Source organism: Jeotgalibacillus terrae (assembly GCF_016908195.1).
Classification (GTDB): domain Bacteria; phylum Bacillota; class Bacilli; order Bacillales; family Jeotgalibacillaceae; genus Jeotgalibacillus; species Jeotgalibacillus terrae.
Window position 1 is genome coordinate 101246 of record NZ_JAFBDK010000009.1, and the last position, 15215, is coordinate 116460.

Annotated in this window: 16 protein-coding genes and 2 riboswitches; of the genes, 1 reads left to right on the top strand and 15 read right to left on the bottom strand. The window is 45.2% G+C overall.

The window, feature by feature from the left end:
* Window positions 1-26: 26 nt before the first annotated feature.
* Entirely contained in the window at window positions 27-152 is a 126-nt protein-coding gene (locus JOD21_RS19480; RefSeq protein WP_275579595.1) for a hypothetical protein, read from the top strand.
* A gap of 37 nt (window positions 153-189) precedes the next feature.
* Here the strand turns inward: JOD21_RS19480 and JOD21_RS10955 are convergent, their stop codons facing one another.
* The 15 genes from JOD21_RS10955 to JOD21_RS11025 form a co-directional block, all read right to left on the bottom strand.
* The gene (locus tag JOD21_RS10955; RefSeq protein ID WP_204729654.1) at window positions 190-1047 is read right to left on the bottom strand and encodes a dimethylarginine dimethylaminohydrolase family protein; all 858 of its coding nucleotides are present in this window, start codon (window positions 1045-1047) and stop codon (window positions 190-192) included.
* Window positions 1048-1124: 77 nt separating this feature from the next.
* Complete coding sequence (locus JOD21_RS10960) at window positions 1125-1886, bottom strand: ABC transporter ATP-binding protein (RefSeq protein WP_239581546.1); 762 nt, start codon at window positions 1884-1886, stop codon at window positions 1125-1127.
* Window positions 1876-2649 (bottom strand): ABC transporter permease, encoded by a 774-nt coding sequence (locus JOD21_RS10965; RefSeq protein WP_204729655.1) that lies wholly within the window; start codon window positions 2647-2649, stop codon window positions 1876-1878. Before JOD21_RS10965 ends, JOD21_RS10960 begins: the two co-directional genes overlap by 11 nt.
* Before the next feature lie 13 nt (window positions 2650-2662).
* Window positions 2663-3637 carry an aliphatic sulfonate ABC transporter substrate-binding protein gene (locus tag JOD21_RS10970; RefSeq protein WP_204729656.1) on the bottom strand — a complete coding sequence of 325 codons (975 nt, stop codon included), beginning with the start codon at window positions 3635-3637 and terminating at the stop codon, window positions 2663-2665.
* A gap of 52 nt (window positions 3638-3689) precedes the next feature.
* A complete protein-coding gene (metX, locus tag JOD21_RS10975; protein ID WP_204729657.1) occupies window positions 3690-4757 on the bottom strand; it encodes a homoserine O-acetyltransferase MetX in 1068 nt (355 codons plus the stop codon).
* Window positions 4758-4773: 16 nt separating this feature from the next.
* Window positions 4774-6075 (bottom strand): O-acetylhomoserine aminocarboxypropyltransferase/cysteine synthase family protein, encoded by a 1302-nt coding sequence (locus JOD21_RS10980; protein ID WP_204729658.1) that lies wholly within the window; start codon window positions 6073-6075, stop codon window positions 4774-4776.
* Between the two features lie 114 nt (window positions 6076-6189).
* Window positions 6190-6308: riboswitch (SAM riboswitch) on the bottom strand.
* 92 nt (window positions 6309-6400) lie between these two features.
* Window positions 6401-7117 (bottom strand): hypothetical protein, encoded by a 717-nt coding sequence (locus tag JOD21_RS10985; RefSeq protein WP_204729659.1) that lies wholly within the window; start codon window positions 7115-7117, stop codon window positions 6401-6403.
* A complete protein-coding gene (locus JOD21_RS10990) occupies window positions 7114-7854 on the bottom strand; it encodes a hypothetical protein (RefSeq protein ID WP_204729660.1) in 741 nt (246 codons plus the stop codon). The genes JOD21_RS10985 and JOD21_RS10990 overlap by 4 nt, the downstream gene beginning before the upstream one ends.
* On the bottom strand, window positions 7826-8731 hold the full coding sequence (locus tag JOD21_RS10995; RefSeq protein WP_204729661.1) for an ATP-binding cassette domain-containing protein: 906 nt from the start codon (window positions 8729-8731) through the stop codon (window positions 7826-7828). The genes JOD21_RS10990 and JOD21_RS10995 overlap by 29 nt, the downstream gene beginning before the upstream one ends.
* Window positions 8728-9111 (bottom strand): GntR family transcriptional regulator, encoded by a 384-nt coding sequence (locus tag JOD21_RS11000; RefSeq protein WP_204729662.1) that lies wholly within the window; start codon window positions 9109-9111, stop codon window positions 8728-8730. Before JOD21_RS11000 ends, JOD21_RS10995 begins: the two co-directional genes overlap by 4 nt.
* Window positions 9112-9437: 326 nt before the next feature.
* A complete protein-coding gene (locus tag JOD21_RS11005; protein ID WP_204729663.1) occupies window positions 9438-10625 on the bottom strand; it encodes a cation:proton antiporter in 1188 nt (395 codons plus the stop codon).
* Between the two features lie 12 nt (window positions 10626-10637).
* Window positions 10638-11435, bottom strand: coding sequence for an SDR family NAD(P)-dependent oxidoreductase (locus tag JOD21_RS11010; RefSeq protein ID WP_204729664.1), 798 nt, complete (start codon window positions 11433-11435; stop codon window positions 10638-10640).
* 93 nt (window positions 11436-11528) lie between these two features.
* Entirely contained in the window at window positions 11529-12698 is a 1170-nt protein-coding gene (gene metC, locus JOD21_RS11015; protein WP_204729665.1) for a cystathionine beta-lyase, read from the bottom strand.
* Complete coding sequence (locus tag JOD21_RS11020; RefSeq protein WP_204729666.1) at window positions 12695-13813, bottom strand: methionine biosynthesis PLP-dependent protein; 1119 nt, start codon at window positions 13811-13813, stop codon at window positions 12695-12697. Before JOD21_RS11020 ends, metC begins: the two co-directional genes overlap by 4 nt.
* Before the next feature lie 73 nt (window positions 13814-13886).
* Window positions 13887-13985, bottom strand: a riboswitch (SAM riboswitch).
* A 505-nt stretch (window positions 13986-14490) separates the two neighbouring features.
* Window positions 14491-15195 (bottom strand): type 1 glutamine amidotransferase, encoded by a 705-nt coding sequence (locus tag JOD21_RS11025; protein WP_204729667.1) that lies wholly within the window; start codon window positions 15193-15195, stop codon window positions 14491-14493.
* Between the last annotated feature and the right edge of the window lie 20 nt (window positions 15196-15215).

Sequence of the window (15215 nt, forward strand, 5' to 3'; positions counted from 1 at the left end):
TAGACACATCTAAGGAGATGATTGATATGGCTGATAAAGATAATAAGAAAGAACAAAATAATAAGAACGATGCAGAAGAAAAAATGCAGGACATGTTCGAACAAGGTACAGTAGACCGTAAAAAAGATGATAAAGATAAAGATAAAGACTGAAAAAACCGGATCGCCCCAAAAAGGCGATCCGGTTTTTTTAACTGCGATTCACTGGCAGTGTACAGCATCTGAAGGAACCGCCTGATTTGATGATCTCTGAAATATCGCATTCAATGACATCATATCCGGCTCTTCTCAGCTTCTTATTGATATCCTGATTCACCGGCAGGCTGATGATCTTATCCTGTCCAATCGCAAGTACATTTGGTCCCATCGTGAACTGTTCTTCATCTGTCACATCAATCAGTTCATAGTGCGCTTCAAACTTTTCGATCATTTCCTCTGAAAAAGCCGGTCTGTAGATTAAAGCTTCCTCCGGTGAAATGATATTGAATAGACAATCCAGGTGAAGGTACTGGGAGTCAAATGGGACAGAAATAATATCATGGCCCGGCAGTTTGCTTCGCAATTCATCTACTGCTTCTTCAGTCGTTCTGCTGCTGATCCCAACCCATACTCTTTTGCCATCCGCGATCACATCTCCGCCCTCGATCGATGGCGACTTAATCTTTTCAAATTTCAGCTTTGATTCCTGAAGCCACTCTTTCAGGATGTTGTCTTCACCGCTGCGCATTTCAGTTCCCATCGTCGAGATAAATACTGTATCACCGATTGTAAAACCAATGTCTCGTGTAAACACCTGCTCCGGGTAAACAGCAAGCGGGGGCAGCTGTGCGACATCTGCGCCGTGTTCATGAAGCAGCTGAATAAATAAGCGATGCTGTTCCATTGCTTTTTCACGATCTATATTATCTTTTAGGAAATGCTTTTGTGTTTCATTAATTGCTTCTTCAATTTTCATAAATGCAGGCGGACAGACAAGTACTCTTTCAAGTGCGCCGTATTCATTTTGACACCCGGCCTGGTTATGGTTTTCTTTTCGTTCCATTAGCATGTTCCAGTCCTCCGTATTTACTCTTTTTGTATGTTATTCCTTTTTTACATCAAGATTAAACAGAGGAAATCGAACATTTAACGTACTGAATACTTTTGAAGCCCGGCATTGCTGTCCTGCAGAATTGAAAAAACTTTTTCTTTATATGCAGTCAGACTTAAGTCGCTTCTGCTGCGCGGCTTTGGCTGGCTGATTTTAATCTCTGCGGCAATTTCACCCGGCTGTCCGCTCATGACTAATATTCTGTCACACACGTGAAGTGCTTCATCAATATCATGGGTCACCATGACCATCGTTGTTTTTTCTTCCTGCCAGATATCAAGCAGCAGATCCTGCAGCTGCATTTTGGTAAATGCATCAAGCGCGCTGAAAGGTTCATCGAGTAGTAAGACAGATGGTTTCGCAGCGAGCGCGCGTGCAATGGCAGTACGCTGAGCCATTCCGCCTGACAGGTCCCGCGGCAGGGCGCGTGAGAATTCACTTAATCCGACAAGTGATAAGTAATGCGTGGCTTGAGACCGGTATTTAGATGGATTTTTAATGCCGAACAGTACGTTATCTTCTACTGAAAGCCATGGCATCAGCCTTGGTTCCTGAAAGATAACACCTGCTCCTCTTTGCCCTTCACCGCCCAGATGGATCGTGCCGCTGTCTGACTGATCGAGTCCTGATAATACTCTCAGCAGCGTGCTTTTCCCGCAGCCGCTCGTACCAAGAATCCCGATAATTTCACCTTTTTGAACGGTAAATGTAATGTCCTTAAATCCGGCTGTACCGTCTTTGAACAATTTTGATGCTTTCTTGACTGTCAGCAAATCATTCACCTCTTTACTTAGCATTTTGCAGATTATCCTGCCATCTTAACGATCTTGATTCAATTCCTTTCAGCAGTGAATCTGTCCCTTTTCCGAGCCCTGCAAATAAAATAATGCTTGCGATAATCAGTTCCGGAGATGAGGTGTTTTGTCCGAGTACAAGTAAATAACCGAGTCCTTCACTTGCACCGAGCAGTTCAGCTGCCACCACAAACATCCAGCCGAGTCCCAATCCACTTCTGATTCCGACTAAAAATGATGGCAGTGAGGCTGGAAGGATGATTCTTCTTACTAATTGCAGTGAATTAAAGTTATATACTTTACCGACTTCAATCAGTTTTCTGTCTACACCCTGAATTCCTGAAACAATATTCAGGTACACAGGGAAGAATACACCTACTGCGATAAGCGTCACTTTGGACGGCTCACCAATCCCCATCCAGAGTAAAAACAGCGGTACCCACGCAAGTGACGGAATTGACCTGAATGCCTGCAGAATCGGATCAAGCAGCCGTTCTGCCTGCTTGAAATATCCAACTGCAGCACCGACTACAAGCGCTCCGGCTGTACCGATCAGAAATCCTGCACCGACCCTGTAAAGTGTAATGGAGACATGTGTCCAAAGCGATCCGTCCTGTGCCATCTCTATGACAGATTCCACTACAGTAGTAGGTGCCGGGAGCAGATAAGATTCAATCCATCCAAAGCGTGCAGCTGCTTCCCAGATTGCGATTAATAAAACGGGCAAGATCAGTCCGAGTCCAATCAGATTTAATTTATTTTTCATCCAATCTCCTCCTTTACTCAAGATTCTCCGTAAATGAAGGATTCAGTAGTTCGTCCACCAGTGCTTCGATATCTGCATCAGCATCAATGACTTCTTCCTGGCGCAATACTTCACCTGCTGCAATCAGTGCTTCTGTATGTTCATCCCCGATGACTGGATTTGAAAAATCGTTGCGGGCAAGACTTGCTTTTGCCACCTCAAGATTCATTTCAGCTTCATCAGCAAGAATCTGTGCTGCTTCATCAGGGTTAGCCACAGTCCACTCCCGCGCAGTTTCGTATTGGGCGATGACTTCTTCCACAATTTCAGGATAATCTTCTGCAAATGATGATCTGACATTTAATGTTCCGTAAGTATTGAAATCAGGATTGCGGTAAAACAGTTCTGCGCCTGTATCAAGTTCCGCTCTGGCCATATGCGGATCAAGGCCGGCCCATGCATCCACCTGACCTGAACTTAACGCATTTGCACCATCAGCATGCTGCAGGTTCACGACTTCCACTTCATCAGAACCGACACCTGCTTCTTCAAGTGCACGCAGCAGGAATATGTATGGATCCGTGCCAAGCGTAGCGGCTATCTTTTTACCTTTTAAATCTTCTACTGATTGAATATCAGATCCCTCTGCTGCAACAAGGGCAGTCCACTCAGGCTTTGCATACAAGTAAACCGATTCAACCGGTGAACCATTTGATTTTGCAATCAGGGCAGCGGCACCCGCCGTCGATCCGAAGTCTACACTGCTTGAGTTCAGAAATTCGAGTGCCTTGTTACTGCCCTGACTGAGTACCCATTCCACTTCAATTCCTTCATCTTCTAAAGCTTTTTCCACAAGTCCCTGTTCTTTTAGCACAAGGCTTGTAGGCGAGTAGTAAGCATAATCAAGTGTGATTTTATCAGGCTGTCCGTCAGCACTCGCATTTCCTGAGCATCCAGCGAGGACCCCAATTGCTGCTGTCGTTAATAATAATGTAGAAACTTTATTCATCTTAATTCCTCCCTGTTTACTCAGATTTATAGTGAAAAGAAACGGACAGCTTTTACTGTCCAGTTTCAAAATGATGTTTAACAATGTGTCCCCATTTATCAAATTCAACGAGAAAGCCGTCGTGTCCAAAAGCTGTATCCACTTCGTGAAAAACGCCGTCTGGTACTGCCCCGGTAAATGACTGGATGTCTTCAGGCGGATATAATAAATCTCCTTTAAAGCCGATGCACAATAGCTTTGATCTGATCTGTCCGGCCGCTTCCTGAATGCCCCCGCGTCCTCTTCCGATATCATGATGATTCATGGCATACAGAAGGGTCAGATAGCTGTTCGGATCAAAGCGTTTCGTGATCTTTTCGCCCTGATATTTCAGGTAAGATTCCACCTGGTAAAACGGCTGCTTTTCTTCAGCTGTTTTTTCTTCACGATTGAACCTGCCTGTAAAAAGGTGAGGGCTTCTATACGTCACAAGCCCGACCATTCTGGCCACTTCGAACCCTTTCACATCAGTTGCATGTTCATAAAAACCATGGTTCCACGCAGGGTCATTTTCAATGGCATGAATGCCGATCCGGTTAAAGGCGATCCCGTAATCGCTTAGAGAAGGTGTCGCTGCAAGCAGCACTGCTTTTTCCATAAAGTCAGGATAGGTGATACACCATTCAAGTGTCTGCATCCCGCCGAGTGAACCGCCGATCACGCCGTGCAGCTTTTCAACACTAAGCTTTAACAGTGCTTTATGCTGCGCGTTCACCATGTCTTTTACTGTGATAAAAGGAAAGTCTGAACGGTATTTCCGGTCCCGATCATACGAATCAGGTCCGGTTGAACCGCTGCATCCCCCTAACACATTAAACGTAATTGTCTGAAACCTGGTTAGATCAATATAGCCGTGATCTGCTGCAAATCCTCTCCACCAGCCCGGATTCTCCTCTGTGCCGACTGACTGGTGGGTGCCGGTCAGGGCGTGGCAGATTAAAACAACTGGCAGCGTATGATCTCCGGCCCGCTCATAGCGGAGAGAGACATGTTCAATTACTTTTCCGGATTCGAGTGTCAAAGAACCAATGTCAATTGTCCCTTCACTGTATCTGACCTTCTCAGTTAATGCCTCTCCCATACTGATTCCTCCTCGCTTATGAATGCGCGGGTACTGCCGCTTTTTCAATCGCCTGATTCAGATCGTGAATCAGATCATCCACTGATTCAACACCGACTGATAATCTGATCTGCTCTTCTTTTACACCGGCTGCTTCAAGGTCAGCGCCTGTCAGCTGTGCGTGCGTTGTAGATGCCGGATGAATGATTAATGACTTTGCATCCCCTACGTTTGCTACATGTGACCAGAGCTGCGTGTTGTCAATCACTTTTCTGCCTGTTTCACGGCCACCTTTAATACCGAACACGATAATCGATCCTGCGCCTTTTGGTAAATACTTCTTCGCTGCCTCATAGGATGAGTGACTTTCAAGGCCCGGGTACTGTACCCAGTCAACTGAAGGATGCTGATCGAGATATTCAGCGACCTTTTGTGCATTCTCAACGTGGCGCTCAACTCTTAAGTGTAGTGTTTCAAGTCCCTGCAGTAAGTAAAATGCGTTTTGCGGGCTTAAGCATGCGCCTGTATCACGCAGCAGATTGACTCTCAGTTTGGCAATGAATGCCGCAGCTTCAAGGTCTACAAATCTCAGTCCGTTATAACTAGGATCAGGTGTTGTGAAATCCGGGAATCTGCCGTTGTCATAATTGAATGTTCCTGCATCAACGACGACACCGCCGATTGTTGTTCCATGTCCGCCAATCCATTTCGTAGCAGAATGAACCACAATATCTGCTCCATGCTCAATCGGTTTATTAAGGTAAGGCGTTGCAAATGTGCTGTCTACAATGAGCGGCACGCCTTCTTCATGTGCAACTTTTGAGACAGCTTCTGTGTCAAGTACATGCAAGCTCGGGTTTCCAATTACTTCTGCAAATACAGCCTTCGTCTTAGGCCCGATTGCTTTTCTGAAGTTCTCCGGATCCGTTCCATCCACGAATTTCACATTCACACCGTAGCGCGGCAGTGTCTGGGCAAAAAGGTTATACGTTCCGCCATACAGATTGGCAGCAGCAACAATTTCATCTCCCGCCCCGGCAAGGTTCAGTACAGCATACGTGATGGCCGCCATCCCTGATGCTGTAGCGACTGCACCAACCCCGCCTTCTAAAAGGGCGATACGATTCTCAAATGCAGCAACTGTCGGATTACCGATACGCGTATAAATATTGCCTTCTTCAGCAAGTGAGAACAAATTCTGTGCATGTTCAGCACTGTCAAAAACGTAAGACGTTGTCTGGTAAATTGGAATCGCCCGTGAACCTGTTGTCGGATCTGCTTCGGTTGCCCCGTGGAGTAAAAGCGTCTCGATATTGTATTGCGGCTGATTGTTTGTCATGAGTAAATCTCTCCTTTAATGGTTTGATGGATGTTTGCAGTGAAGTGTTATCTGGATGAAGGTGAAAGGGGAAAATAAAAAACCCCCTTCATAAGAAGAGGGTTATATATCCTCCTCTTATCTTTCAGACCCGTTCAGGATCTGTAGGAATTAGCACCTTTCCGTATCAAATAATTGATCCGTTGGTTGCCGGGCATCGCAGGGCCTAGTCCCTCCGCCACTCTGGATAAGAGTTATAAAGTTGTAAGTACATGTTGTGTTTTGCTCTTGTTGAGGATTATAAAGAGTCTGAAAAAGGAAGTCAACCTTTTTCTGAATATTTATTTTATTGCGCCTGGAATTGCTGGACTTCACCAATGATTTCCACATTTTCCGGAACGCGGAGGTGGATGACCTGAACGCCATATGAATAATGAAATCCTGACGACAGCCCCTCACGTTCTTCACCGAGAAACGGCTGTACAGTAAGCGATGGATTATATTCCACGTAATTCAGATTGTTCTGTCCATAAACATTGCTGATTGTCAGCAGATTGTTCGAAAATGAAACGTCCGGCCGCACAATCTCATCTGTTATATCTATACCACTCAGTGTAAACGGTGTTTTATAAACCTCCATTTGAATTTGATCTTTTAACTGTCCATCAATCGTAACAACGATGAGAGGGTCCCCGTACTCCATCAAACCTTCCGGCAGTACTAAACTTGTGTAGGGAAATTCAACTGTTTTCTGTTCCTCAAGATAAGCAGGATCAATCTCATCAAACCTGTTCTGCATTGCCTTTTCATGTACTTCCCATCCTTCATTTTCAGAGATTATCTCAGCATCAGGTTCGGGGAACTCTTCCCCAGATGCAGGAAGGATATAATACACGGCCATAGAGATCACCAGCAGTGCTGTATATCCAATGAATATAGGCCTGACGATTTTTCTGCGCGGCTTTTTTTGTTTTACTGAAATACTGTTGTTTTTAGTTTTCAAAAACAGTGTAATGATCAAAATGATCAGTGCTAATGGAATTAACTGTGCGAGGATCATCATATTTCCCTCACCTCTTTTCTATTCATGAGTGCCACACCGCACACATATAGCACGAGTGCTGTACCAATTGTTTTAACTAAAAACAGGAAAACTGAAGGTTCCTGTGCATAAAAATCATAGCCAAACTCATAGATAAATAGCGGCCTCACCATCGTTGGTCCAAAAATCATAATCGGAACAATTGCAATAAAGTATTTACTGATCTGGATCAGCACGCCGAAAAAATACCCCACTGCTGATGCAAGCAGTAAATAACCTGTCATTGCCAAAAAAGTCAGCAGCAACTCTCCCGGAGCACCGACACTTGCAAGTCCGGGATAAAATTCGATGTCTCTGAATAAGTAAACCGCCATATAGATCACATAGTTACTCATGACAGTGAATAAAGAAGCCGTCAGCACTGTGATAAGTAAGAGGATGCCATTTGAGACCTGGCTGATCATTCTCGTTGTTACATATGAAAAATCTTCATAGCGATAGCCTTTTGAGGTGATCAGCGCAGATGAAACTAAAATCCAGAACACAGTGAACATAAACACTGCATCGTTGGAGAAAGATGAAATACTGAGTGAGAACATATCATCGGATGTGCTCATTCCGCCTGACCCGATTGCTGAAAAGAAGATTGCAATTAACTGAATCACAACCAGACTTCTCCACAAATCCGCCATCGCATAACACTTATAGATAATCTGCTGGCGTATGAGGTTACCCGTGCTGACTGTTGCTAAAGACATCGTCAATTCCCCCTATATTTCTTCTCGTCAGATACACACAAAGATCACTTGCTGAGACAGGTGTAAACCTGAGTCCTCCTGCAGCCGCCTTTTCAGCAGCAGTAAAATGGTTTTTGACAATCACAGTGGAGATGCTGCCCTGGTCTTCAAGGTGAGCAATGACATCCTGCTGCGCAGACCAGTTTTTTACTTCTCCGGCGGGCCCTGACACTGCCATCGCATATTCTTTTACCCCTTCAATTGGCAGGTGCAGCACCGTCCGTCCCCCATCAATCAGCAGCAGATCTTCAATCAGTTCATCAATTTCATCCAGATGGTGACTTGAGATCAGAATCGTTCGTGGATGAGCAAGGTAATCCTTCAGCAAGGCGCGGTAGAAATCTTTTCTCACTGATGCGTCCATCCCTGTCGTCGGCTCATCAAAAATTGTCAGCGGACACCGCGCGGCAAGTCCGAGAATCCCGTAAAACGTATTTTTCTGACCTTTTGATAAATAATCAGTACCAACCCTCATTGGAATACTGAAGTAATCAGCTAGGCGCTGTGCAAGCTGTGCGTCCCAGTTCGGATAAAAGCGGCTGTGGTGGTGAAGGATATCTTTTGTAGTTAGCGCATTGGAGAACATTGTGTACTCATCAAGATACATACTGTTCGCTGATACCTTCAGGCTATTAAAAGGATTTTCACCGAATACGCTGATCTCCCCGCCAGTCACTTTCAGATAACCTGCGATCGTTTTCATCAGGGTTGTCTTTCCGGAACCATTCCGCCCGACAATGCCGGTGATGGTATTTTCCTGAATGGTAAAATCAGCATCTTTTACACCCGCTCCGCCACTGTACCTTTTTTCAAGGTGACTGCATTCAATAACCGTCATGATGATTCTCCTTTCCGGCGACTCTGCTCAAGCTGAATCATGTGGATCAGGTCCTGTTCTTTCACATTGAGGTGTTCCGCTTCAGCTACTACATCTGATATGAGTGCGGATAATGTTTCATTGATTCTTCGGTGACGGATCTGTTCAGCCGCCTCTTCAGTTACAAACATTCCAAGTCCCCTTTTCTTATATAAAATCCCGGCATCTGCGAGTATGGTCAGTCCTTTTGCTGCTGTGGCCGGATTAATATTGAATTGATCGGCAAGCTGATATTGAGAAAACATTTTTTCATGCGGTTTGAATCTTTCGTGTAAAATTTCTGTCTCAAGCCATTCAGCGATTTGTATGTAGATCGGTTTTGAGCTGTCATGGTTCAGCATGTGCGCAGTCACCTCCTTGTTCTGATATAGTGCATTACTGTTGTAATGTACTATATACTAATTTGTAATGATTGGCAATAGTTGTTTGTGGAAATTGTTGGGCTGATGAGGGTGTGAGGGAGGGGACGGGTTCGGGGTATAACTTAGGTTGTTCGCGATATAACCTTTTGTGTTCGGCGTATCTGACCTGATGTTCGACAGATAACATCGTTGGTTCGACACTCATCCCCGTATGTTCGACACTTCATGTAAAAAGACCTATACCACTCATCCCTTCCCAAAACAAAAAAACCGCACAAATGTGCAGTTTTTCCGACAAATCATATTCACGATTTCAACAGCTTTGCCAGTGGATGTACCCCCACACTCTGAATAAATAATGAGAGCAATACAGCGATAAAGGCTACTGTCATGACGGTTTCTGTTCCGCCGGTGTCTGAAGCTTCAAGGATCAGCAGCAACACAACAGACATTGTTCCTTTCACACCGCCGAATGAAATCAGCAGTGATTCCTTCCATGAGATGCTTTTACGGATAGGCGGCACACTCTGAGATGTAAGCAGCACAATTACTGTTCTGATCACTAGTGAAAGAACAAACACAACTACTGCAAAACCAAACCACTCCCATTTCAGATGTTCGACAGCCGTATAACCGATCAGCAAAAAGACCAGCGATAAGAGTGTCGGCTCCACCACATCCCAAAAATGGTCCAGAGACTCTCTGTAGTGGTCTTCTTTATTAATTCTGTTAAATTCCCATGACAGCATGAGTCCGGCTGCCACTGTGGCGAGCACCCCTGAAATACCGAATGATTCTGCTAGCAGGAATAACCCGTAAGCCATGACGATACTCAGCATGACCTGGTATTCCTGATGATGCGTAAAATGCACTGCGCGGCTGACAACCCAGCCGAATACAATACCGATTAGCGCTCCACCGATTGCTACGTACAGAAATTCTCCCATGAATGAAAAGAACGAAAACGATTCACTTCCCTGATGAATGGATAACAGGGTCGCAAAAATGACATAACTCGTTCCGTCATTGATCAGCGATTCTCCTTCCACCACATCACCAACCATTTCGTTATCCAGTGATTTATGTAAAATGGATGTGACAGAAACCGGATCAGTCGGTGTAAGAATAGCTGCAATCAGCAGTGCCTCTGTAAAGCTCAGCGTGACGAACAATGAAGCTGTCAGATAAATAACGCCGCCAAGACCAAGTACAGTGAGCATCAGACCTGCTGTACTCAATAATACAATTGACCAGCTGTTTGCCTTCAGAGCACCGACAGAAAATTTATATGCTGAAATAAATAACAGCGCGGGCAAAATCACTTCATACAGCGTCACCTCAGACAGTTCAATGCCTTTAAAGAATGGAATAAAGTATAGAATCATCCCTACACCCACAAGAACGGGCGGCCGGGGAAATACTTGCGTCAGTTTATCGATCGTAAAGATGATGTAGCCGATCAGCAGAAGTATAACAACCTGAGCCGGTTCCATATGATCACCTCCTTATCTCATGACGGCGCCGCCTGATATTTTAACAGATTCACCAATGATGTTTTCAGCTGCATCAGAAAGTAAAAAGATGATCGTTCTTGCGACTTCTTCAGGCTGCGTGATTCTTCCTGAAGGTAATCCTTCTTCCACGATTTTCATCTGTTCTTCAAATGAACGGTCTGCGCGGTCAGCTTTTTTCTGAATTGCATTACGACCCATTTCTGTATCCACAAATCCCGGGCAGACTGCATTGACTCTGACACCATGCGCTGCTGCTTCATGGGCAAATGCCTGTGTGAATGCAATGACAGCAAATTTCGACGCTGCATATGCTGTGTTTCCGTGAGTAGCCCTCAGTCCTGATAATGATGAGACATTGACCACTGCACCACTATTCGCTTTTTTCATGTCAGGATAGATCAGCTGTGTGAGTGCAACTGTTGAAAAGTAGTTCAGCTCCATCACTTTTTTCATATCTTCTTCTGAAAGTTCCTCAACCGGTCCGCCTCCTGATATACCAGCTGAATTAACGAGTCCGGTAACTGGTCCAGCATGCTCCGTTGCCTGATCATGCAGTTTCCCCCGGTCTCCTGATTCGTTCAGGTCAGCAGCGACGGTCAGCAGTTTATCAGCGATCCCTTCCTGCTCACACGCGGATTTCAACTCATCCAGCTTATCTTTGTTACGTCCTGCAGCGGTGACAGAAGCACCTGTTTTTAACAATTCTTTTACCGTGTGCCAGCCGATTCCTCCTGTTGCGCCTGTCACTAAAATATGTTGATGTTCCAAACCGTCCTGTGCAAATATCATCTGATTTCCTCCTAAAGTGCATTTAGAAGTCTTTACCACTCTTACACAAGACAAAACAAAAGCTGCACCTTTTTACAGGTACAGCATTTCGGCTTAGATCGTTAATGTCTGGTAAGCCGCTACTTTATCAAGAGCCTGGCGCAGGTCTTGAAGCAGGTCGTCAGCGTCCTCGAGTCCAACCGACAGGCGGAGAAGGCCTGACGTGATCCCGCGTGATTCACGCTCAGCAGGCGGCATTGCTGCGTGACTCATCGTAGCGGGATAAGACAGGATAGATTCCACTGCCCCCAGGCTGACAGCAAACACAGGAATGTTCATCGCTTCAACGAGCACGCCTGCACTCTTTTTGTCAGGCAGCCTGAAAGAGAGAACCGCCCCTGCGCCGGTCGATTGGCGTTGATGGATGTGATACCCTGCGTGAAATGAAAATCCAGGGTAATAGACTTCATCTATAAGCGGATGATGATGCAGGAACTGGGCGATCTGACTTGCAGATTCGGATGACTGCTTCAGCCGTACGCTGAGCGTCTTTAATCCGCGCAGCAAAAGCCAGCTGTCCTGTACACCTAATATAGAGCCGAATGAGTTCTGTATAAACTTTAAGCGGTCTGCCACTTCCGGATCTTTTACAGCGGCAAGCCCTGCCACCACATCACTGTGACCTGACAGGAATTTTGTTGCACTATGCAAAACGACGTCAGCACCAAGGTCAAGCGGTTTTTGATAAAGCGGCGTCATAAACGTGTTATCAACGAACGTCAAGCATCCGTGTGCCTTCGCTACTTTAGCCACACCTTCTATATCCGTAATGTTCAGTGTCGGATTGGATGGCGTCTCGACGTAAATGACTTTTGTATTCGGCTGTACATTACGGGCCGTTTCATCAAGGTCTGTCATATCAATAAATGAATGGTCAATGTCAAAACGGGTCAACACTTCTGTAATCATTCTATATGTCCCGCCGTAGACATCCTTGGAGACAAGCACATGGTCCCCTGCTGACAGAAGCATGAATGCGGAAGAGATCGCAGCCATGCCTGAAGCAAAAGCAAAGCCTGCATGTGCGTTTTCAAGGTCTGCAATTGTTGCTTCGAGCGATTCACGTGTCGGGTTGCCTGAGCGGCTATAATCATACGGGCCGAATTCATCAATGGATTGCTGATGATAAGTGGATGAATAGTGAAGCGGCACATTAACCGCACCTGTCTGCTTATCGATATAGGATGGCTGGTGAAGTAACTTTGTATCAAAATGATGCGTCATAATCGATCTCCTCCCCGTTCAGCCGCTTCAAGCGCCTGTTTCAAATCATTGATTAAGTCCTCAGGCTGTTCAATACCAACAGAAAATCTGAGCAGTCTGCTGCAGATTCCTTTCGCTTCACGTTCTGCTTCAGGAATATCAGCATGTGTCTGTGTTGCAGGGTACGTAATAAAACTCTCAACGCCTCCCAGGCTTTCAGCGAATGAAATAATGTCAATTGATCTTAAGAATGGATCTATCCAGTCAGCCTCTTTCAGTCTGAAAGATACCATTCCGCCGATTCCCGGATAAATGACATCTGTGACCTGACTTTGCGTTTCAAGAAATGAAGCTGTCTTTGCGGCATTATCCTGATGGCGGTCCATTCTGAGCGCGAGCGTCTTCATTCCTCTGATCAGTAACCATGAGTCCATCGGCGATAATACTGCTCCTGCCCCGTTGTGCATCGCAAACAGCTTCTCACATATCTCTTCACCTTTAGCAGCAACGAGTCCGGCGAGCACATCATTGTGACCCCCGAGGTACTTGGTTGCACTATGAATCACAATGTCTGCACCAAGCTCAATCGGCCGCTGCAAGTATGGTGTTAAAAATGTATTATCCACAATCAGGTGTATACCTTTTTCTTTTGTAAAATTTGCTGCTCTTTTAATATCAGTCGTTTTCATCAGCGGGTTGGTAGGCGTTTCAACAAAAACAGCCTTCACCCGCTCCGTACAGGCTGCAAGTAGTGCATCTGCGTCATTCGTATCTACATACACGAATGTGATTCCGTAGTGGCTGCTGTAATGATCAAAAAGCCGGTAAGTCCCTCCATACAGATCATCAGAAGCAAGAATCACATCTCCAGGCTTATATAAAGAAAGTACGAGCTGGACAGCTGCCATACCAGAACTTGTAGCAAATCCCTGATCTGCACCCTCAAGTGCTGCAATTCCTTCTTCTAAAATCGCTCTCGTTGGATTCTTCGTTCTTGTGTAGTCATAGCCGGTTGATTGTCCGATGCCGTCGTGTCTGTAAGCCGTTGATAAATAAATCGGCGGGTTTACTGTCCCTGTTGCGCTTTCGCTTTTATTGCCAAGCTGAGCCAGGATGGTTTCGATTGATGTTGTCATGAAAAGCAGCTCCTTTAGCGTCTGTATATACAGGAAAAGACCTTCTGATAAGAGAAGGTCTTTGAATACGTTCTTCTTATCTTCAGGCTGATTTGCCTGCTGGAATTAGCACCGTGCACTGCCGGTTGCTGAGGTTTCAAAGGGCCAGTCCCTCCACCTCTCTTGATAAGTTATGAAATTGTCAGAAAATAATAGTTGTTGTATAGCCTACATCATATTGAGAGATTGTGCAAGATTTTTCATGAATTTTTTTGGAGTGGGCTTGTGGGGCGAGCTCAGTATGTGTCCGGTAAATTTGTGGATGTGACCTGTAAAACTCCGGTTCTGACCTGTAAAAGTCGTGACCTGACCCATAATAACGATAGTTTGATTTTTATGACCGCTAACTGATTGAATCTGACCGGCAAATATTCAGTTCTGACCTGTAAAACAGCCGATGTGACCGGTAAAAAAACCTACCTCTCCCTCACCACTACAAAAACCACATAAAAACCGGATGCTGGTGTCAGGCAGCATCCGGTTAAGGGAGGGGGCGTCGCTTTCTTCGAGCCCTGGACATAAAAAGCCGGTGCGAAACGACTGTTTATGGGCATATATAGTAAGTGCGACGTTTTATCTTTTAATTGAGAATGAATCTCATTATTATTGTATACACAATTCAGATCGTTGTCCAGTGTTTAATCAATCTTTTTTTCGCCGTGAACATTTAAAAATTTCTCGAGGATCGGCTGAAAACGGTTATGACTCTGTTCCACGTATCCCGGGTCCGCTCTCGGTCCTTCCATATCAACCGTTCTGTCCCGTTTATCAATTTCCTGATCGTCATGGTCAATCAGGTTCTGGATCCCTTCAACCGTCATTTCAGGATGGAATTGAAAGCCAAGGATATGATCTGTATAAAAACCCTGTACTGGCGTTAATTCAGTACTGCCTACCGGTTTGGTGCCTTTTGGCAGATCATAAAGATTACTGTGCCAGTGAAACATTGGAATCGTCAGTTCCCCTATTTCAAAGTCTTCAAGGAAATCAGAATGCCAATGCAGTTCCGCCCATCCCATTTCATATTTTGGCAGTGAGGAGACTTCTGTGCCAAGAATGTGTGCAATCAGTTGCGAGCCGAGACATATTCCGATCACTTTTCGTTTCTCATTCATTGCTTTTTCAATGTAATCTGCCTCTTTTTGCATCCAGTCTGTTTCAGGAAGATCCAGCACACTCATAGGACCGCCTAACACAACCAGCACATCATCACCTGATAATGGTGGATAATCATCCGGTTTTTTCGCATCTATATAGTGCAGTTCACAGCCCCACGCTTTTGACCATTCTTCAAGGTACCCCGCATTGTCATACCATACATGCTGCAAACAAATAAACTTCATCCTGCATTCCTCTTTCCTCT

Excerpts from the sequence above, each read along its gene's own strand:
- JOD21_RS19480 (WP_275579595.1), top strand. The coding sequence starts at position 27 with ATGGCTGATAAAGATAATAAGAAAGAACAAAATAATAAGAACGATGCA.
- JOD21_RS10955 (WP_204729654.1), bottom strand. The coding sequence starts at position 1,047 with ATGCTAATGGAACGAAAAGAAAACCATAACCAGGCCGGGTGTCAAAAT.
- JOD21_RS10960 (WP_239581546.1), bottom strand. The coding sequence starts at position 1,886 with ATGCTAAGTAAAGAGGTGAATGATTTGCTGACAGTCAAGAAAGCATCA.
- JOD21_RS10965 (WP_204729655.1), bottom strand. The coding sequence starts at position 2,649 with ATGAAAAATAAATTAAATCTGATTGGACTCGGACTGATCTTGCCCGTT.
- JOD21_RS10970 (WP_204729656.1), bottom strand. The coding sequence starts at position 3,637 with ATGAATAAAGTTTCTACATTATTATTAACGACAGCAGCAATTGGGGTC.
- metX (WP_204729657.1), bottom strand. The coding sequence starts at position 4,757 with ATGGGAGAGGCATTAACTGAGAAGGTCAGATACAGTGAAGGGACAATT.
- JOD21_RS10980 (WP_204729658.1), bottom strand. The coding sequence starts at position 6,075 with ATGACAAACAATCAGCCGCAATACAATATCGAGACGCTTTTACTCCAC.
- JOD21_RS10985 (WP_204729659.1), bottom strand. The coding sequence starts at position 7,117 with ATGATGATCCTCGCACAGTTAATTCCATTAGCACTGATCATTTTGATC.
- JOD21_RS10990 (WP_204729660.1), bottom strand. The coding sequence starts at position 7,854 with ATGTCTTTAGCAACAGTCAGCACGGGTAACCTCATACGCCAGCAGATT.
- JOD21_RS10995 (WP_204729661.1), bottom strand. The coding sequence starts at position 8,731 with ATGACGGTTATTGAATGCAGTCACCTTGAAAAAAGGTACAGTGGCGGA.
- JOD21_RS11000 (WP_204729662.1), bottom strand. The coding sequence starts at position 9,111 with ATGCTGAACCATGACAGCTCAAAACCGATCTACATACAAATCGCTGAA.
- JOD21_RS11005 (WP_204729663.1), bottom strand. The coding sequence starts at position 10,625 with ATGGAACCGGCTCAGGTTGTTATACTTCTGCTGATCGGCTACATCATC.
- JOD21_RS11010 (WP_204729664.1), bottom strand. The coding sequence starts at position 11,435 with ATGATATTTGCACAGGACGGTTTGGAACATCAACATATTTTAGTGACA.
- metC (WP_204729665.1), bottom strand. The coding sequence starts at position 12,698 with ATGACGCATCATTTTGATACAAAGTTACTTCACCAGCCATCCTATATC.
- JOD21_RS11020 (WP_204729666.1), bottom strand. The coding sequence starts at position 13,813 with ATGACAACATCAATCGAAACCATCCTGGCTCAGCTTGGCAATAAAAGC.
- JOD21_RS11025 (WP_204729667.1), bottom strand. The coding sequence starts at position 15,195 with ATGAAGTTTATTTGTTTGCAGCATGTATGGTATGACAATGCGGGGTAC.